Origin of the sequence: Flavonifractor hominis (assembly GCF_040095835.1) — a bacterium.
Classification (GTDB): Bacteria; Bacillota; Clostridia; order Oscillospirales; family Oscillospiraceae; genus Flavonifractor; species Flavonifractor hominis.
The window spans coordinates 222859-240835 of the sequence record NZ_JBBMFT010000004.1; the positions used below are offsets into that span (position 1 = coordinate 222859).

Genomic DNA, 17977 nt, shown 5'->3' on the forward strand with positions numbered 1-17977 from the left:
TTGCGGGGAGTGTTGCTGTTTGAAAGGGAACATCGAGGAGCGCGCCTGCCAGCTGGCGCTTTACATCATAGAAAACAAAGCGACGGTGCGCAGCGCGGCCCAGAAGTTCGGCATCAGCAAGTCCACAGTCCACAAGGACCTCAGCGAGCGTCTGCCCGCCTTTAACAGGCCCCTTTACCTCCAGGTAAAGGACGTGCTGGACGAAAACAAAGCGGAACGGCACATCCGGGGCGGCATCGCCACCCGGAAGAAATACAAGGGTACAGAATAAACGTATGGGCGGAGCATTTGCTCCGCCCATACGTTTTCCACATCACAGGGTAAAAAAGCGGATGAGCATACCCACCACAAGGGCCACTATGGCCCCTGTGGCACACAATTCCATCCCCAATCCGGCCACCCGCTCCATCCGGCTCCGGCGGCGCCGGGGCAGCTCAGAAGGGGAGGAGGGCACCTGCTCCTGTACCTGGGCCTGGCGATAAGCCTGAAAATCCACCACTACGCCGGTCTTGCCCCCAGTCGGGCGGGTCCGGGGCACAAAGGCGTAGCACACCGGCTCTCCACCGCTGACCTGTTTCTCCGCACCCACTCCGGAGCACGTCAGCCGTTTGGCATCCAGACGGTAATAGATGGTCTCCATGGCAAATCCTCCTGTCCCTTTCCGGCGGGGCCGGATTCCGTTCTTATCCTCATAGACGGACTAAAATGTGGAAAAGTTCCTGCTATTTTTTACAGAACTTTTGTTCGATTTCATTATACAACATTTGTTCGAATATTGCAAGAGAAAAAAGCGCCTCAGTTTCCTGAGGCGCTTTTGCATGCGTCTTACATTTTACCGATGTTCCCCACGGCTGTAAGCCACCACGGTGCGGCGGTTGGGCTCGGTACCCACAGAGTAGGTCGTAATATCAGGGGTATCCTGCAGCGCGGTGTGGATCACATGCCGCTCATAGGCGTTCATGGGCTCCAGCGTCACATTGCGGCGATAGCGGACCACCTTGCCCGCCACTTTCTGAGCCAGGCGGACCAGGGATTCCTCCCGCTTGGCACGGTACCCCTCGGCATCCACGTGGATGCGCACCCGCTTGGACTGGCCGTGGTTGACCGCATAGCCCGTGAGCTGCTGGATGGCGTCCAGCGTCTCGCCCCGGCGGCCGATCAGGCCGCCCAGGCCGCTGCCCACCAGCTCCACCTGGTAAATCCCGTCTCCGTCGGTATGGATAACCGGCCGGGCATCCGCCCCCATCTGTTTCAGAAGTCCGGTGAGAAACGCTTCAATCCGTCCGGTACGGTCGTCCCCGGCGGGAGCCGCCGGTGCAACCGACACGGGCTCTGCAGCGGGAACCGGTTCGGGCTTGGATTCCACCTTGGGTGCAGGCTCTGCTTTGGGCGCGGGCGCAGGCTCCTCAACCTTGGGGGTCGGAACAGGTTCGTCGGGAGCCTCATAGCTCACTTTTACTTTGGCCGGACAGCTGCCGATGCCCAGAAACCCGGACTTGGCCCGCTCCAGGATCTCCACAGAGACCTCATCCCGGTCCATACCCAGGGTCTGAAGGGCGGCTTCAATGGCGGCCTCTTCACTCTTTCCGGTGCTTTCAATCCATTTCAGCATAATGGACATCTCTCCTTACGAATCAACGGTAGTACCGTTACTGCTTGTCTCACTTCCGGTGTCGGCCGACTGGGGGAGAGGCTCCTGTTCAGGCTCCTGGGCCTGGACGGTGGCCGCCTGCTTGGAAGGGAACAGCGGCTGGGCGCCCGGATATACCGTAGGTCCCTCGTCGCTGTACCGGTAGGGATCATAGGCCCGGCCCCGGGCATACTGGCGCATACCGACCCGGCTGACTTCCTTCACATAGCCGGGGATCTTGTCTTCATCCTCGGTTTTCTTCTCCAGCTTCTTTTTGCGGCCCTTATTCTGCTTTGCCTCTTCAATGCGGCGGGCCCGTTCCTCCGCAGCCAGGCGGCGGCGTTCTTTCTCCTCTTCCTTGTCCAGCCGTTCCTGTTCGGCCCGGGCGGCGGCGGCCTTTTCATAGTCCTTTTTGAGCAGCTTGCCGCAGAGGAACTCCTGCAGCATACTCAGCAGGTTCTGGGCGATCCAGTAGACACACAGGGCCGCCGGCATGGAAAAGCCGATCCAGAGGGAGATCAGAGGGTTGACAATGAGCATGGTGCGCATGCTGTTGTTGTTGGCGGACTGGGCGCTCTGCTGATTGATGGCGTTGGTCTTCATGGAGATCAGAGAGAACACAAAGCCCGTTACAGCAGAGATCACCGGCATCAGAAACAGGCCAAAACCGCCGGCGATGGTCCAGAATTTCAGCTGGGGCATCTGGGACAGATCCACCAGACCCAGGAAATCAAAATTGATAGAGAACAGGTTCTTGCCCACCTCGCCCACGGCGCTCTGCACCGCAGAAAGGTTCTCCGGGGTGATGAGGGAGGCCAGATACAGCTGGTTGTAGCCGCTGTTGGTAAAGGTGTCGGTGGCTTCCTTGATCCAGCCCATATTGACGGCCTGAGTGCTCCAGTCCACCGTCTGGGCAATGGTGTTGAGCACATCGGCGTCGTTGATACCCATCATGTACTTGATGGGCTGGCGGATGATGGCGTACAGGGGGATCAGGATCAGCAGGGGCAGGAAGGACCAGAGGCAACCACTCATGGGGTTGACCTTTTCCTTCTCATAGAGCTTCTGAACTTCCGCGTTATAGCGCTCCTTGTCCTTGCCGTACTGCTTCTGGAGCTTCTGCATCTTGCCCTGGAGCATATTCATCTGGATCATGCCCCGTTTTCCCTTCAGGGAGAAGGGGAACAGGATGAGCTTCACCACCACGGCGAACAGGATCAGGGCGATACCGTAGCTGCCAAACAGGTTATAAAAAAAGGTCAGCAGCCACACAAAGGGGGAGAGGATGATCTGTGCAAAATCCATTTGCGCGCCTCCAAGTTGATTTGTGGTCCCTCTAGGGGACGGGGTCGTACTCCACGGATTTTTGACGATGGAACGGGTGACATTTCAGGATCCGGCGCAGGGCAAGCCAGCCCCCCTTCCATACGCCGTATTTTTCCACGGCCTGCAGGGCATAGGCCGAGCAGGATGGAATAAAACGGCAGCATGGCGGGCGGCAAGGAGAAACATATTTGCGGTAAAAGCCGATCAGGGCCAAGAGCACCCGTTTCATGCCTGTCCCTCTTTCACACACAGCAACTCCAGCCGGCCAGCCAGGCGCAGCAAACTGCGCTCGATCTCCCGATAACGGCTGTGTCCGGCCCGTACCCGGGCCACCACCACCAGATCATACCCGGATGCAAACTGACCTTCGTGGAGACGGTAGGCCTCCCGAATCCGGCGGCGGGTGCGGTTGCGCACTACCGCCTTCCCCAGCTTGACCCCTACTGTGATGCCCAAGCGGTTATACCCCAGCCGGTTTTTCTGGCAGTACAGCGCCAGACAGGGATCTACGGCGTTTTTTCCCCTGCCATAAAGCCGGCGAAACAGGTGATTTTGTTTGAGTGCAATGGTTTGCTTCACGTCGCGCGTTCCTCTCTGCGGGATAAAATCCTGCGTATGCTGCGCAGGGGCGGTGGGAAAACTCCCCCGCCCCTAAAAAGCCCTATTCCATTCGCGGACCCATTAGTGGGTCAGACGGGCGCGGCCCTTCGCGCGGCGGCGCGCCAGGACCTTGCGGCCGTTGGCGGTACGCATACGCTTACGGAACCCGTGCTCCTTGGAGCGCTGACGCTTCTTGGGCTGATAGGTACGGACCATGTTGGTACACCTCCTGTACTGTAATCCGGCGGTCATGCCGCCCACCACAACAGCCTGATGGCTGCGGTCGTCAAAGTAAACTGCTTTACAGCGCGCATATCTGCACGATGCAGATGATATTATAGCCCATATCAAAATGCGCTGTCAACTATAATTTTGCAATCTTTTTTGGGATTTCTCCCCCTTTCCGCAGGGCTACACCAGATATTGTGCTCTCTTTTTACCTTGTCCACTACCTTCTCCGGCTCCTTCCAAAGATGCCAGAAAAAAGCCTTTCTTTTTTTATATAGTATAGCGTTGCCTTGCCCTTGTTTTTCTGCTATAATAAATTGCTATGATATTTTCCGAAAGAGGTGGTCTTTCCGTGAATTTTCCGGCCGATATCTGGGCCAAAGTGCTCTCCCTGATGGAAGGGGACATGACCGCCACCACCATCAATACCTGGTTTGATGACGCCACTGCCGTAGCACTGGATGAGGACCGGTTCGTGCTCCATACACCTTCCAATTTTAAAAAAGACATCATTGTCTCCCGCTATCTGCCTGTCATTAAAAAAGCACTGCATGAGCTGTTTTCCTCTGACTTTGAGGTCGTAGTGCTGGGAGAGGGAGAACTGGAGGGTTACGGTAAGAAAAAGACGGAGGATGTCTTCCTGCCGGGCACCGAGGAGTATACCTTTGACCGATTCGTGGTGGGCGCTTCCAATAAATTTGCCCATGCCGCCGCGCTCGCCGTGGCCGAGCGGCCGGCCCAGACCTACAACCCCCTGTTCATCTACGGTGAATCCGGACTGGGCAAGACCCATCTGCTCTACGCCATTGCCCACAAGATCCACCGTAACCATCCGGACTACCGCATTGTATACATCAAGGGCGACTCCTTCACCAATGAACTCATTCAGGCCATCCGGGAAGGGCGCAATCCGGAATTCCGGGAAAAGTACCGCTCCGCCGATGTATTCCTCATGGACGACGTACAGTTCATTGCTGGGCGAGAGTCCACCCAGGAAGAGATGTTCCACACCTTCAACACTCTGTATGAAGCCGGCCGGCAGATCGTTTTCACCGCCGACCGTCCGCCCAAGGAGATGCTGCGGCTGGACGACCGGCTGCGCACCCGTTTTGAATGGGGCCTGCCCGTAGACATTCAGCCCCCCGACTATGAGACCCGTGTGGCCATCATCAAAAACAAAGCCATTCGCCGGGGCATGAATCTGCCCGACCCGGTGCTGCAATACATTGCGGAAAACATCACCTCCAACGTGCGGCAGATCGAAGGCACGGTCAACAAGATTCTGGCCTTCCAGGAGCTGATGGGGGAGAGCGTGGACGTGGACACCGTCACCCGGGCCGTACGGGACATGTTCAAGGACAAGGCCGATTTTCTTCCCTCGCCCGATATCATCATCGATGAGGTCAGCAAATTCTACAACATCGACGCCGACGCGCTGCGCGGCCAAGGCCGTACCAAGGACACCGCCCTGGCCCGCCAGATCGCCATGTACCAGATCCGCCGCATGACCAATCTGTCCCTGAAGGAGATCGGCAAGGAATTCGACAACCGGGACCACACCACCGTAATGCACTCCATCGACCGGGTGGAGAAACTCACCAAACAAAGCCCCGAAATTGCTGAGGTTATCAAGGACATCAACGCCAACATCAACGCCCGTTACGAATAACTGAAAGTTATCCACTTTTCCACCGAGTTTTGTGCAGTTGTGGACATTATTATGTGGATAACTTTGTGACCATTTCCTGCGGTGTGGACAGCGCTCCTTTTTTCCCCAATGCCTGTGGAAACGCTTTCCGCTGCCGCTCTAGCAGTTGCGACACTTTTCCACATTATTTTCCCCTACGGCCTACTATTACGAACTTTATACCCTCCTCTCCTCAGTATCTTCTGCCAATCCTAGAAAACGGAGGTCACCGATCCATGAAATTTTCCTGCGAAAAAGCGCTGCTACAGGCCGCCATTTCCACCACTTCCAGAGCTGTGTCTCCAAAGAGCTCCATCCCCGCTCTGGAAGGAATTTTACTGGAAGCCGGCAACGACCTGCGCTTAACCGGTTACAACCTGGAAACCGGCATCCGCACCATTGTTCCCGCTGATATCCAGGAAAAGGGAACTTTAGTGCTGGGTGCCCGGCTTTTCGGCGAAATCATCCGCAAACTGCCCGACGACATTGTCACGTTCAAAGCGGAACAATATATGGTAAACATCAAGTGCGGTATGAGTGAATTCAACATTCTGGGCACCGACCCGGAGGAATTTCCAGAATTACCCACTGTTGAATACCAAAACTCTCTCCATCTGCCCCAATCGGCTCTGAAAGCCATGATCGGCCAGACCCTGTTTGCCGTCAGCGACAACGAAAGCCGCCCCATCCACACCGGCTCCCTGTTTGAGGTGGACAACGAAGGTCTGACCATCGTCTCGGTGGACGGCTACCGTCTGGCTCTGCGGCATGAAGCCATCGACAAAAAGGAAGGGGCGGAGAGCTTCTCCTTCGTGGTCCCCGGCGCAGCCCTGTCCGAGGTGGAAAAAATTTGCGCCGACAGCGACGAGCCGGCCTCCATCACCCAGGGCGCCCGTCATGTGATGTTCAAAATGGGGGATACCATGCTGGTCTCCCGCCGGCTGGAAGGTGAATTTTTGGCCTACCGGCAGGCCATTCCCCGCAACAACACCATCCACGTCGAGGGAGAAACCCGGGCTCTTCTGGCCTCCATCGACCGGGTCAGCCTCATCATCAGCGACAAACTAAAAAGCCCTCTTCGGTGCGTATTTGACCAAAATCTGCTGAAAATCTCCACTAAAACCGCCATTGGTGACGCCTATGACGAGTGCCCCATCCAGGGCGACGGAGGTGGGCTGGAAATCGGCTTTAACAACCGCTATCTGATGGACGCCCTCAAGGCCGCTCCGGCCGACAAGGTCCGTCTGGAGCTGACGACCGGAGTATCCCCCTGCGTCATTTTGCCCACAGAGGGTGTGGAAAACTTCCTCTACATGGTGCTGCCTGTACGGCTGAAGGCGGGGGAATAAGGTGGAAATTAAACCGTATCTGCGCCGTGCGCAATTTTACGAAACCGACGGAATGGGCATCATTTACCATGGAAACTACATCCACTGGATGGAGGAGGCCCGCACCGACTTCATGGACCAAATCGGCTGGGGATATTACCGGGCCGTGGACGCGGGTATTGACTTTGCAGTGACCGACGTGTCCTGCCGTTACCGCTCCATGGTTCGCTTTGGGGATACTGTGGCCATTTCCATTCGTATCACCAAACTTTCGCCGGCCAAGCTGGAACTGAGCTACCGTATGACCGACGCAAAGACCGGCGAATTGCGCACAGAAGGGACTTCAGGCCACTTTTTCTACGACCGGGCCAAAGCCCGGCCGGTGGCGCTGAAAAAGGCCCTGCCGGAAGTCTACCATTTGTTTGAGTCCCTGCTGGAAGAGAAGGAGTAACTATGCAGAGCAGTCAAGTTAAGATCACGACAGAATATATCAAGTTGGAGGCCCTGCTGAAATTTGAAGGGCTGGTAGAGACCGGCGGTGAGGCCAAGGAGCGCATTCAGGCGGGCGAGGTATCGGTCAACGGCACGGTGTGTACCATGCGGGGCAAGAAGATCCGCCCTGGAGATTCCGTTACTCTGGATGGATTGCGGCTGGATGTCGTATGATTGTCCAACGGGTGGAACTGGACCAGTTCCGTAACTATGCCCGCTTTGAGGGAGAGTTTGACCCAGGGATCAATGTGATCTACGGAGAAAATGCCCAGGGGAAGACCAATCTGCTGGAGGCGGTGGCCTATCTGTCCACCGCCTCTTCCCACCGGGCACGGTACGACCGGGAACTCATCGGCTTTGACGCCGACCATGCCCGCATCCGGGCCGGCGTATTTTCAAGAGACCGGGACTTTCAGCTGGAAGTCCGGCTGGGCCGTGGGGTGCGGCGGCAGCTGTATGCCAACGGGGTACGGCTCAAGTCCGCTGCCGAGCTGTCAGGGATCCTCAATACCGTACTTTTCTGCCCGGAAGACCTGCATCTTATCCGGGAGGGAGCGGCGGTGCGCCGCCGGTTTCTGGACGAGTGCATCTGTCAGCTGCGGCCCCGGTATGCCGAGGCCCTGGCTGAGTACCGCCGCGTGTATGAACACAAGACCCGCATCCTTCGGGATTGGGAGGAGCATCCGTCGCTGCTGGACACCCTGGAGGAATTCAATCTGCGTATGGCGCAGACGGGGGCCGTGCTCATCCATTACCGGGCCTATTTTATCAAGCGCCTGTCCGAGACGGCGCCCCTCATTCACCAGGATTTTTCCGGCGGACGGGAAGAACTGGAGCTGGGGTATGAGACCGTGCGTACTGTTACCGATCCCCTGGCTTCCGTCCGGACCATTTTGGAGCAGCTGCTGGAACACCAGCGGACCCACCGAAAGGCGGAGCTGGAGGCCAGACAATGCCTGTCCGGTCCCCACAAAGACGATCTTACCGTACAGCTCAACGGTATGAACGCCAAAAGCTTTGCTTCTCAAGGCCAAACACGGACGGCCGCCCTGTCTCTCAAACTGGCCTCCCGGGAGTTGTTTCAGCGGGACACGGGGGAGTGGCCGGTGCTGCTGCTGGACGATGTGCTCAGCGAGCTGGACCAGCGCCGGCAGGAATTCGTGCTCCAGCGCATCAACGGAGGACAGGTATTTATCACCTGCTGTGAGGAAACGGGGCTGGATACACTGCAGCGGGGCCGGACCTTCCATATCCACGGCGGTGCGCTGGTTCCGGAGGAGTAAAAAACATGCCCATTATTCTAGGAATTTTTTGTGTGCTGCCCCTGCTTCTTGGGGTGGTGGCGGAATACAGCGTATGTCGCTGGCCGAAACACCGGCTGTGGCGCTTGCTGCCACCGGTATTGGCAGTTCTGCTGGCCGCCTTGGTTACCATGCTGCGGCTGCAGGTGTGGGAAGCGGAGCACTCCCCGGTAACCCAGCTGCTGTTTGTACCCGGCCTTCCGACGGTGTGCCTGCTGGTTGGGATGCTGCTGGGCTGGCGGCTGTGGAAGTACCTGTGGAGCCCCAAAGTGGTGCGCGACAGGAGGGACTGATCACATGTATCTGCATTTGGGACAGGGAGTTGTAGTACCCTACCGGGATGTGCTGGGGATATTTGACCTGGACAATACCAGCTCCTCCCGCCTGACCCGCGCCTTTCTGGAGCGGGCGGAGCGGGCCGGGCAGGTGGTCAATGTATGGGAAGATCTGCCCAAATCCTTTGTTCTGTGCCGCCACGGGGCGGAGGCGCCCGTGGTCTATCTGTCCCAGTTGTCTACGTCCACCCTGCTGCGGCGGGCGGAAAACAATAGCTTTGAATAAGGGATCAAGAGTGGAAAGAACCATTCCAAGCGAACGCTGCGTGCGGCGCGTGGGCACGGGAGGCCCCGTTCCCAGGCGCCACACCCAGCGCCGATGAGAATAAGCGGAGGTTGTTATGTCTGAGTTGCACGAAGAAAAAGAACTGAGCACCACCCAGGTGGACCATGAATACGGCGGGTCCGAGATCCAGGTGCTGGAGGGTCTGGAGGCCGTCCGTAAGCGCCCGGGCATGTACATCGGCTCCACGTCGGAGAGCGGCCTGCACCACCTGGTGTACGAAATTGTGGATAACTCCATCGATGAGGCCCTGGCGGGCTACTGTGACGAGATCACGGTACAGATCGGCGAGGGAGATATCATTACTGTCATCGACAACGGCCGCGGCATCCCCGTGGATATCCAGCCCCAGACCGGCCTGCCCGCGCTGGAAGTCGTGTTTACCATTCTGCACGCCGGCGGCAAGTTTGGCGGCGGCGGCTACAAGGTGTCCGGCGGACTCCACGGCGTGGGCGCCAGCGTGGTCAACGCCCTCAGCGAGTGGCTGGAGGTCCGGGTTCATAAGGACGGCAAAATCTATGAGATGAAATTTTCCCGGGGCAAGGTGACCCAGAGCATGCAGGTGGTGGGGGATACCGACCGCCACGGTACCGAGGTTACCTTTAAGCCGGATCCGGAGATGTTTGAGGTCACCGAATATAACTACGATACCCTTCATACCCGCATGCGGGAGGAGGCCTTCCTCAATGCCGGACTGCGCATCCACACCATCGATGCCCGGCCTGGAAAAGAACAGCGGGACACCATGCACTATGCCGGCGGTATCCGGGAATTTGTATCCTATATCAACCGCTCCAAGGATCTGATCCACACGGATGTGGTGTATATGTCCGGTATGAAGGATGACGCCATGGCGGAGGTGGCCTTCCAGTACAACGACGGCTACAATGAGACCATTGTCTCCTTTGCCAACAACGTGCACACCCCTGAGGGCGGTATGCACGAGGAGGGCTTTAAGCGTGCGCTGACCACGGTGCTCAACAGTTACGGCAAGAAGATGAAGCTGCTGAAAGACGATGAAAAGGTGTCGGGTGAGGATTGCCGGGAGGGCATCGCCTGCGTCATTTCCGTCAAGCTGACCGAGGCCCAGTTTGAAGGTCAGACCAAGGCAAAGCTGGGCAACAGCGAGATCCGCACCCTGGTAAACAACATTGTCTCCGATAAGCTCTCTGAGTATCTGGAGGAAAACCCCGCAGTAGGCAAGGCTATTCTGGAAAAGGCCCTGATGGCCAACCGGGCCCGGGAGGCTGCCCGCAAGGCCCGGGAGTCCATCCGCCGCAAGACCGCCCTGGGCGGCGCCGCCATGCCGGATAAGCTGCGGGACTGCAACGAGGTCAACCCCGAGCTCACTGAGCTCTACATCGTCGAGGGTGACTCCGCCGGCGGCTCGGCCACCCAGGGCCGGGATTCCCGCTTCCAGGCCATTCTCCCCCTGTGGGGCAAGATGCTCAACGTGGAGAAGGCCCGGGCCGACAAGGTGTATGGCAACGACAAGCTCCAGCCCGTCATTGCCGCGCTGGGGGCGGGCATTGGGGACGACTTTGATCTGTCCAAGCTGCGTTACCACAAGGTGGTCATCATGGCCGATGCCGATGTGGACGGTGCCCACATCCGTACTCTGCTGCTGACCTTCTTCTTCCGCTTTATGCGGCCTCTCATTGAGCACGGCTACGTCTACTCCGCCGTGCCCCCCCTCTACAAGCTGACCCGCGGCAAGACCACCCGGGTGGCCTTCTCCGATGAGGAGCGGGATGCCGTCTCTGCCGAGATGCGTGGGGACAATCCCAACGCCAAGATCGATATTTCCCGCTTTAAGGGCCTGGGCGAGATGAACCCCCACGAGCTGTGGGAGACCACCATGGACCCGGAGAAGCGTACTCTGCGCCGCATTGAGCTGGACGACGCCGTGGCGGCTGACGCCACCTTTACCGTGCTTATGGGAGAAAAGGTGGAGCCCCGCAAAGAATTTATCGAGAAAAACGCCAAGTATGCGGTGAATCTGGACTACTAATGGGAACAAGCAGAGTGATCCCTGTTTTTGATACAGCTCCCACTGAAGGAGGCAATATTACCAATGTCTAAAAAACCCCAATACGATCCGGAGGAGATCCGCTTTCCAAACCAGCATATCGTGACCTCTCCTCTGGTACCGGAGATGGAGAAATCCTATATCGAATACGCCATGAGCGTCATCGTGGGCCGTGCCCTGCCCGATGTGCGGGATGGTTTGAAGCCGGTTCACCGGCGCATCCTCTATGCTATGTACGAGGACAACCTGACCGCCGACAAGCCCTTTAAGAAGTCGGCCACCTGCGTGGGCGACGTGCTGGGCCGCTACCATCCACACGGTGATCAGAGCGTGTACGACGCTCTGGTGCGCCTGGCCCAGGACTTCTCCATGCGCTATATGCTGGTGGACGGCCACGGCAACTTCGGTTCCATCGACGGCGATCCCCCGGCTGCCTACCGTTACACCGAGGCCAGGCTGTCCAAGATCTCCGACGAGATGCTCCGGGACATCGAGAAGGACACGGTGGACTGGGACCCCAACTTTGACGAGACCCGCAAGGAGCCCAAGGTGCTGCCCAGCCGCTTCCCCAACCTGCTGGTCAACGGCTCCAGCGGCATCGCCGTGGGTATGGCCACCAACATTCCGCCCCACAACCTGCGGGAGGTCATCAACGCCACCATCTGTGTGCTGGATAACCCAGAAGCTGAGCTCAGCGACCTGATGGAACACGTAAAGGGGCCCGATTTCCCCACCCGGGGGATCATCATGGGCCGTTCCGGCATCCGGGCGGCCTACGCCACAGGCCGCGGCCGTGTGTGTGTGCGGGCCCGTACCGAGTTTGAGGAATTCGGCAAAGACCGCACCCGTATCATCGTTACCGAGATCCCTTACCAGGTCAACAAGCGCATGCTCATCAAGAGCATGGCCGACCAGGTGGAGGACAAGCGCCTGGAGGGTATTTCCGATATCCGGGACGAGTCCGACCGCAACGGCATGCGCATCGTCATTGAGCTCAAGCGGGACGCCAATCCCCAGGTCGTGCTCAACCGTCTGTTTGCCCAGACCCAGCTGCAGACCACCTTTGCCATCAACATGCTGGCCCTGGTGGAGTCGGGCGGTAAGCTCCAGCCCCGCATCCTCTCTCTGCGGCACATTCTGGACGAGTACATCGCCTATCAGGAGCAGGTCATCGTCCGCCGTACCCGGTACGACCTGAAGAAGGCCCAGGAGCGGGCCCATCTGCTGGAAGGTCTGCTCATTGCCCAGGACAACATCGACGAGGTTATCCGCATCATCCGGGAGAGCTATGACGACGCCAAGGAGCGCCTGTGCGCCCGCTTTGGTCTGGATGAGGTCCAGGCCCAGGCCATCCTGGACATGCGCCTTAAGGCGCTGCAGGGCCTGGACCGGGAGAAGCTGGAGAATGAGTACAAGGAGCTGGAGGCCCGCATCGCCTACTTCCAGGAGCTGCTGGCCAATGAGTCCATGCTCCGCGGGGTGCTCAAGGACGAGCTCACCGCCATCCGGGACAAGTACGGCGACGACCGTGTCACCGAGATCCAGGACGTGGAGGATGAGATCGACATCGAGGACCTCATTGAGGAGGAGGAGTGCGTCTTTACCCTCACCGACGGGGGCTATATCAAGCGCACCGCCGCCAGCGAGTACGCCGCCCAGTCCAAGGGCGGCATGGGGAAGAAGGGCATGGCCACCAAGGAGGAGGACTATGTGAACACGGTGTTCACTGCCTCCACCCATGACTATATCCTTTTCTTCACCGACAAGGGCCGGGTGTTCCGCAAGAAGGGCTATCAGATCCCCGAGTCTGGCCGCACCGCCAAGGGCACCAACCTCATCAACATCCTCCAGGTGGAGCAGGGGGAAAAGGTAACCGCCATGATCCACACCCGGGACGTGGAGAACCCGGATCGTTTCCTGATGATGTTTACCCGCAACGGCACAGTGAAGCGCCTGGCTGTGACTGCACTGAAAAACCTGCGCAACAACGGCCTGCGGGTGCTCACGCTGGAAGAAGGGGACGAGCTCATTGCCGTCCGGGAGACCGATGGCACAAAGAAGGTCATCATTGCCACCCACGACGGACAGGCCGTCTGCTTTGATGAGAACGATGTGCGGCCCATGGGTCGTACCGCCGTGGGCGTGCGCGGCATCCGCCTGCGGGAGGGTGACTACGTGGTGGGAGCCGCCCGGGCCACCGCCGGCCGCTGTGTCCTGTCCATCACGGAGAACGGCTATGGCAAGCGCACCCCGGTGGAGGAGTACCGCATTACCAACCGGGGCGGCATTGGCATCCGCAACTACCTGGTCACCGAAAAGACCGGCAAGGTGGTGGGCATCAAGGTGGTGGACGGCAATGAGGACCTGCTGCTGGTCACTCAGGGCGGCACCCTGATCCGCACCCATGTGGACAACATCCGCATTGCCGGCCGTTCCACCCAGGGCGTCATCGTCATGCGCTTCAAGGAGGAGGGAGATCAGGTGATCTCCATGGCCCTTACCGACCGTGAGAATGAGGAAGAATCCACAGCAGAGGAGCTGGCTGTGGAAAACAGCGGACAGGAGGAGTAAGCCATGCGCCGGAAACGGGTGACCTACCGTCCCAGCAAGAGCCAGGCCGTCTTTGGCGGCGTGGTGGGGTGTATCTTTGTGGGGATCGGCCTGTTTGTGGCCATCCCCATGGCCGGTCTGTTCGGCATTTTCTGGACCCTTGTGGCTGTTGGTATCACCGCTATGAACTTTTATCAGGCCTTTGGCAAAGGATATGTGGGTCCGGAGATCCACATTGAGGATGAGGCCGCGGAGCAGTCAGGCGCCCCGTCGGATCCCCAGCAGCGTCTGCGCCAGCTCCAGACCCTGTATGATCAGCGGCTGATTACCCAAGAGGAGTACGACCAGAAGCGGCAGGAAATTCTCAAGGAGCTTTGAGTTTTCCACAGATCCGGCATATCATGTGGAAAAAAGGAGAACCCATGAAAACAGTGACCATCTATACCGACGGAGCCTGTTCCGGCAATCCCGGCCCGGGGGGATGGGGGGCTATTTTGCAGTACGGGGAATTTAAAAAGGAACTCTCCGGCGGCGAGGCCCATACCACCAACAACCGCATGGAGCTTACGGGAGTTATTACCGCGCTGGAGGCGTTGAAGGAGCCCTGCGTGGTGGAGCTCTATTCCGACTCCAAATACGTCATTGACGCGCTGCAGAAGGGTTGGGCCAAAAGCTGGAAGGCCAGAGGCTGGGTAAAGGGCGACAAAAAACCGGCTCTCAATCCCGATCTGTGGGACCGTCTGCTGGGGCTGTGTGAACGCCACACCGTCCACCTTCACTGGGTCAAGGGCCATGCGGACAACCCGTTTAACAATCGCTGCGATGAGCTGGCAGTGGCGGAGAGCCGCAAGTACCGATAAGTGAAACAAAGATCCCCCGGAACAGACTTCTGTTCCGGGGGATCTCTTCTTTGTAATCAGTTGGAAAGTGGGCGGAGTATGCGGCAGGGGTTACCGGCAGCCAGAGTATACGCCGGTACATCCCGGGTAACTACGCTGCCCGCGCCGATAACGGCCCCGTCGCCAATGGTGACTCCGGGCAGAACCGATACCCCGCCGCCGAACCATACATCGCTGCCCACGGTAATGGGATGGGCAAATTCCACACCTTTGCGGCGGATAGAGGCATCCAGGGGGTGGCCGGCGGTATAAAATCCACAGTTGGGGCCAACCAGAACGTCGTTGCCAAAGGTGACCGGGGCACAGTCGAGAATAACACAGTTGTAATTGGCGTAAAAGCGTTCGCCTAACGTAATATTTGCTCCGTAATCACACTGAAAGCCGGGGTTGATGGTAAAATGCTCTCCGGTATGCCCCAGCAACTCCTGCAGCAGGGCCTGACGCTCACTGTCCTGGTCCGGAGAAAGCAGATTCAATTGATGACACAGCCGAGCCGCCCGCAAGCGCAAAGCAGTGAGCTGTGGATCACCGGCGTCATAGGACAGGCCAGCTACCATTTTATCCCATTCGGTCATATGGCATTTCCTCCTGATTAAAACATACGGGCGGCCTTCGATTGGAAGGCCGCCCGTGTACATTAAGACTGCTGCGGGGGTTGCTGAGGCTTGTCCCCCTTTGGCTTTCCACGATAGCGGCGGCGGGGACGTTTCTTTTCACCGGCAGGCGCAGCGGAAGCTCCCTCCGGTGCGGGGGCCGGCTGTGGATTCTGCTGAGGCTTGGGGGGCTGTTTGGGCTTCTCCGGACGGGGAGGCTTAGCCTCTCCCTTCTGCTTGGGCCGGGGCGGCGGAACGGCTTTTCCTTCCTCGGCAGGCTTTCGGGGAGATGATTCCCCGCCACTTTTGTTTCCGCCACGGCTGCGGTTGCGGCTGCGGCGGGATTTTCCGCTCCCTTCCGCTGCCTTTTCCGGTGCAGCTTCGGGTGCGGCCACTTCCAGCTGATTGAGGGCCGCTTCCAAGCTGCCGGACAGGCGCTGTCCGGGTTCCTCCACCGGGGTGACCTTACGCAGCTTGGCCAACTCTTCCGGAGGCGGTGCCACATAGCCTTCCGGCCGCTTTCCCTTACCATTGCGCACCACGCACAGCTCACAGTTATGGAAACACTTGGGGGACTCATCCGGCTGATCTTCCAAGCGTACTTTCACGGTCTCTCGCAGCAGGTTGACCTGGCATACCGTGCCCACGCCTTCCGGCGTCTCTACAAAGGACTCATTTTTGGGCATGCGATGGACCGCGTCTTCATAGGCTTCCTGCTCGTACTTCAGGCAGCACATCAACCGCCCACAGGTGCCCGAGATCTTTGTGGGGTTGAGAGAGAGGTTCTGAGTCTTGGCCATTTTAATGGATACAGGCTGAAATTCCTCCAGAAAAGAGGCACAGCAGAAGGGGCGGCCGCAAATTCCCAATCCACCCAGCATTTTGGCCTCATCCCGCACACCAATCTGCCGCAGTTCGATACGGGCGTGAAACACGCCCGCCAGATCCTTGACCAGGGCGCGAAAATCCACCCGTCCGTCAGAGGTAAAGAAGAAAAGAATCTTGCTGCCGTCAAAGCTGTATTCCACCCGTACCAGCTTCATGTCCAGACCGTGGGCGGCGATTTTTTCCTGACAGATGGTAAAGGCCCGGGTCTCTTTCTCCCGGTTGCGCTCCACAGTCTGCAGGTCCTGGGGGGTGGCCAGACGCACCAGCGGGCGCAGGGGCTGGACGACGGACTCATCCTCTACCATGGTATTGCCTTGGGAACACTCACCGTATTCCAGACCACGGGAGGTCTCAATGATGACCCCATCCCCAGGAGCCACCGTCTGTCCCTGAGGATCAAAATAGTATTCCTTGCCTCCGTTTTTAAAGCGGACGGCGATGATCTCTGTCATAGAAATCCTCCGATTCGAATCGCGTTGGATCACAACGTGGACAGGGCCGCACCCAGCCAGCCGGCCAGATGGCCTGTGCCCACGTAAAAACCGCAGGCGGTACGCAGCTGCTCCAGCACGCCCACTGCCCGGATAAGGGTGCGGGAGGGGAGGGCGGATGCCGCCTGCTCCGCCGCGGCGCGGCGGTTTGGATCGGTTTCATGCAGAGCGCCTGCAGCGCATACCAGAGCGTCCCGCAGCAGCAGGATACCCTCGTCCAACAGGGCGCAGAACCGGTCCCGATCCCACTTTTCCAGGGAAACACAGTGTTCCAGCAGAGCGAGCTCATCTCCGGCGGCCAAACGCCGGATCAGTTCCAGCGCGCCGTCGAGGGCCTGTTGGTCCCGACTCTCCCGGCCCTCCAGCTGGTCCACGGCCCGGCCCAGCAGACCCTCGCAGCGCTGAGCGGCCGAGCGGCGCTCCGCTTCGGAGCGGTCGGGATACTGCGCGGCCAGCCAGGCCTCTGCCTCTCCCTGGGTGACGGGGGAGAGGGTAAGCACTTCGCACCGGGAACGTACGGTGGGAAGCAGGGCAGCGGCATTGTCGGCCAGCAGCAGAAAGGCTGCGTAGGGCGGACCTTCCTCCAAGAGTTTGAGCATGGCGTTCTGAGCGCTGGGATTCATGCTCTGCGCCTGCTCCAAAATGTAGACCTTGCGGGGTGCTTCGTTGGGCCGGATGTAGGCGTCCGAACGCAGAGCACGGATCTGAGCTACAGTGAGTTCCGATCCCTCGCCGCCGGCGCGGATAACATCGGGATGAATACCCGCCATGGCCTTGCGGCAGCCCGGGCAGGTAAAGCAGGGCTTGTCCCCGGCTGTGCCGGTGCACACCAGAGCGGCCGAAAGCAGACCCGCCAGGGTCCGTTTTCCGGACCCCGGCGGACCGCTGAGCAAATATGCATGGGAAAGGCCGCGCCGGGCGCTCTCCAGTTCCAGCTGCCGCTTCAGCGCCCGGTTACCGGCCAGACGGGTCAGATCCATAAAAAATCAGACCCGTTCAAACCGCTCGATGTCCACCACAAAGATGGTGGCGCCGCCTACCACGACCTCCACAGGCATACTGGGATAGTAGCCATAACTCATTTCGGTGGTGGTGGGGATCATCTGCTTGCGGCTGTGGGAGTGCTCACGGATGATGTCGATCACCGTCTGCACCTTTTCCTCATCCACACCGATGAGAATGGTGACGTTACCAGCCATCAGAAAGCCGCCGGTGGTAGCCAGCTTGGTGGACGAAAAGCCCTTTTTGGTCAGTGCCTGGGTGACGGTATTGGCGTCGTCGTGATTAATGATCGCAAGGACCAGTTTCATTCTTATC

The 17977-nt window shown here is 58.8% G+C and carries 22 protein-coding genes; 12 read left to right on the forward strand and 10 right to left on the reverse strand.

The annotated features are described in order from the left end of the window. The first annotated feature begins 19 nt into the window (after positions 1-19). Positions 20-271: a sporulation transcriptional regulator SpoIIID gene (gene spoIIID, locus WMO45_RS08655; protein WP_349140242.1), complete on the forward strand. Its 252-nt coding sequence runs from the start codon at positions 20-22 to the stop codon at positions 269-271. Between the two features lie 42 nt (positions 272-313). Here the strand turns inward: spoIIID and WMO45_RS08660 are convergent, their stop codons facing one another. From WMO45_RS08660 to rpmH, 6 genes are all read right to left on the reverse strand, one after another. Further along, positions 314-640 carry a hypothetical protein gene (locus WMO45_RS08660; protein ID WP_349140243.1) on the reverse strand — a complete coding sequence of 109 codons (327 nt, stop codon included), beginning with the start codon at positions 638-640 and terminating at the stop codon, positions 314-316. 192 nt (positions 641-832) lie between these two features. Further along, complete coding sequence (gene jag, locus WMO45_RS08665) at positions 833-1612, reverse strand: RNA-binding cell elongation regulator Jag/EloR (protein ID WP_349140244.1); 780 nt, start codon at positions 1610-1612, stop codon at positions 833-835. Positions 1613-1627: 15 nt separating this feature from the next. Continuing rightward, positions 1628-2935, reverse strand: a complete 1308-nt coding sequence (gene yidC / locus WMO45_RS08670; RefSeq protein WP_349140245.1) for a membrane protein insertase YidC — start codon at positions 2933-2935, stop codon at positions 1628-1630. Between the two features lie 31 nt (positions 2936-2966). Then, entirely contained in the window at positions 2967-3185 is a 219-nt protein-coding gene (gene yidD, locus WMO45_RS08675; RefSeq protein ID WP_349140246.1) for a membrane protein insertion efficiency factor YidD, read from the reverse strand. Then, a complete protein-coding gene (rnpA, locus tag WMO45_RS08680) occupies positions 3182-3535 on the reverse strand; it encodes a ribonuclease P protein component (protein ID WP_349140247.1) in 354 nt (117 codons plus the stop codon). The genes yidD and rnpA overlap by 4 nt, the downstream gene beginning before the upstream one ends. Before the next feature lie 102 nt (positions 3536-3637). After that, positions 3638-3772 (reverse strand): 50S ribosomal protein L34, encoded by a 135-nt coding sequence (gene rpmH, locus WMO45_RS08685; RefSeq protein WP_006570963.1) that lies wholly within the window; start codon positions 3770-3772, stop codon positions 3638-3640. A 364-nt stretch (positions 3773-4136) separates the two neighbouring features. Here rpmH and dnaA point away from each other — a divergent pair, with 364 nt between their 5' ends. The 11 genes from dnaA (at position 4137) to rnhA (ending at position 14649) form a co-directional block, all read left to right on the forward strand. Then, a complete protein-coding gene (gene dnaA / locus WMO45_RS08690) occupies positions 4137-5453 on the forward strand; it encodes a chromosomal replication initiator protein DnaA (RefSeq protein ID WP_349140248.1) in 1317 nt (438 codons plus the stop codon). Between the two features lie 254 nt (positions 5454-5707). Beyond that, positions 5708-6820, forward strand: a complete 1113-nt coding sequence (gene dnaN / locus WMO45_RS08695) for a DNA polymerase III subunit beta (RefSeq protein WP_349140249.1) — start codon at positions 5708-5710, stop codon at positions 6818-6820. A 1-nt stretch (position 6821) separates the two neighbouring features. Beyond that, a complete protein-coding gene (locus WMO45_RS08700; protein WP_349140251.1) occupies positions 6822-7250 on the forward strand; it encodes an acyl-CoA thioesterase in 429 nt (142 codons plus the stop codon). A 2-nt stretch (positions 7251-7252) separates the two neighbouring features. Next, positions 7253-7465 (forward strand): RNA-binding S4 domain-containing protein, encoded by a 213-nt coding sequence (locus tag WMO45_RS08705; protein WP_349140254.1) that lies wholly within the window; start codon positions 7253-7255, stop codon positions 7463-7465. Then, positions 7462-8574 carry a DNA replication/repair protein RecF gene (recF, locus tag WMO45_RS08710; RefSeq protein ID WP_349140255.1) on the forward strand — a complete coding sequence of 371 codons (1113 nt, stop codon included), beginning with the start codon at positions 7462-7464 and terminating at the stop codon, positions 8572-8574. The genes WMO45_RS08705 and recF overlap by 4 nt, the downstream gene beginning before the upstream one ends. Before the next feature lie 5 nt (positions 8575-8579). After that, positions 8580-8885: a Tat pathway signal protein gene (locus tag WMO45_RS08715; protein WP_349140256.1), complete on the forward strand. Its 306-nt coding sequence runs from the start codon at positions 8580-8582 to the stop codon at positions 8883-8885. Positions 8886-8889: 4 nt separating this feature from the next. Next, on the forward strand, positions 8890-9153 hold the full coding sequence (gene remB, locus WMO45_RS08720; protein WP_349140257.1) for an extracellular matrix regulator RemB: 264 nt from the start codon (positions 8890-8892) through the stop codon (positions 9151-9153). 115 nt (positions 9154-9268) lie between these two features. Then, positions 9269-11221 (forward strand): DNA topoisomerase (ATP-hydrolyzing) subunit B, encoded by a 1953-nt coding sequence (gyrB, locus tag WMO45_RS08725; protein ID WP_349140258.1) that lies wholly within the window; start codon positions 9269-9271, stop codon positions 11219-11221. 63 nt (positions 11222-11284) lie between these two features. Next, on the forward strand, positions 11285-13810 hold the full coding sequence (gyrA, locus tag WMO45_RS08730) for a DNA gyrase subunit A (RefSeq protein ID WP_349140259.1): 2526 nt from the start codon (positions 11285-11287) through the stop codon (positions 13808-13810). A gap of 3 nt (positions 13811-13813) precedes the next feature. Beyond that, entirely contained in the window at positions 13814-14167 is a 354-nt protein-coding gene (locus WMO45_RS08735) for an SHOCT domain-containing protein (protein ID WP_349140260.1), read from the forward strand. Between the two features lie 44 nt (positions 14168-14211). Further along, complete coding sequence (gene rnhA / locus WMO45_RS08740) at positions 14212-14649, forward strand: ribonuclease HI (RefSeq protein WP_349140261.1); 438 nt, start codon at positions 14212-14214, stop codon at positions 14647-14649. Between the two features lie 56 nt (positions 14650-14705). Here the strand turns inward: rnhA and WMO45_RS08745 are convergent, their stop codons facing one another. The 4 genes from WMO45_RS08745 to WMO45_RS08760 all read right to left on the reverse strand — a co-directional run bounded on the left by WMO45_RS08745 (position 14706) and on the right by WMO45_RS08760 (position 17970). Then, on the reverse strand, positions 14706-15263 hold the full coding sequence (locus WMO45_RS08745; RefSeq protein WP_349140262.1) for a sugar O-acetyltransferase: 558 nt from the start codon (positions 15261-15263) through the stop codon (positions 14706-14708). A 62-nt stretch (positions 15264-15325) separates the two neighbouring features. Next, entirely contained in the window at positions 15326-16621 is a 1296-nt protein-coding gene (locus tag WMO45_RS08750) for a PSP1 domain-containing protein (RefSeq protein ID WP_349140264.1), read from the reverse strand. Between the two features lie 29 nt (positions 16622-16650). After that, entirely contained in the window at positions 16651-17640 is a 990-nt protein-coding gene (locus WMO45_RS08755; RefSeq protein ID WP_349140266.1) for a DNA polymerase III subunit, read from the reverse strand. A gap of 6 nt (positions 17641-17646) precedes the next feature. Next, a complete protein-coding gene (locus WMO45_RS08760; protein WP_349140267.1) occupies positions 17647-17970 on the reverse strand; it encodes a cyclic-di-AMP receptor in 324 nt (107 codons plus the stop codon). Positions 17971-17977: the final 7 nt, after the last annotated feature.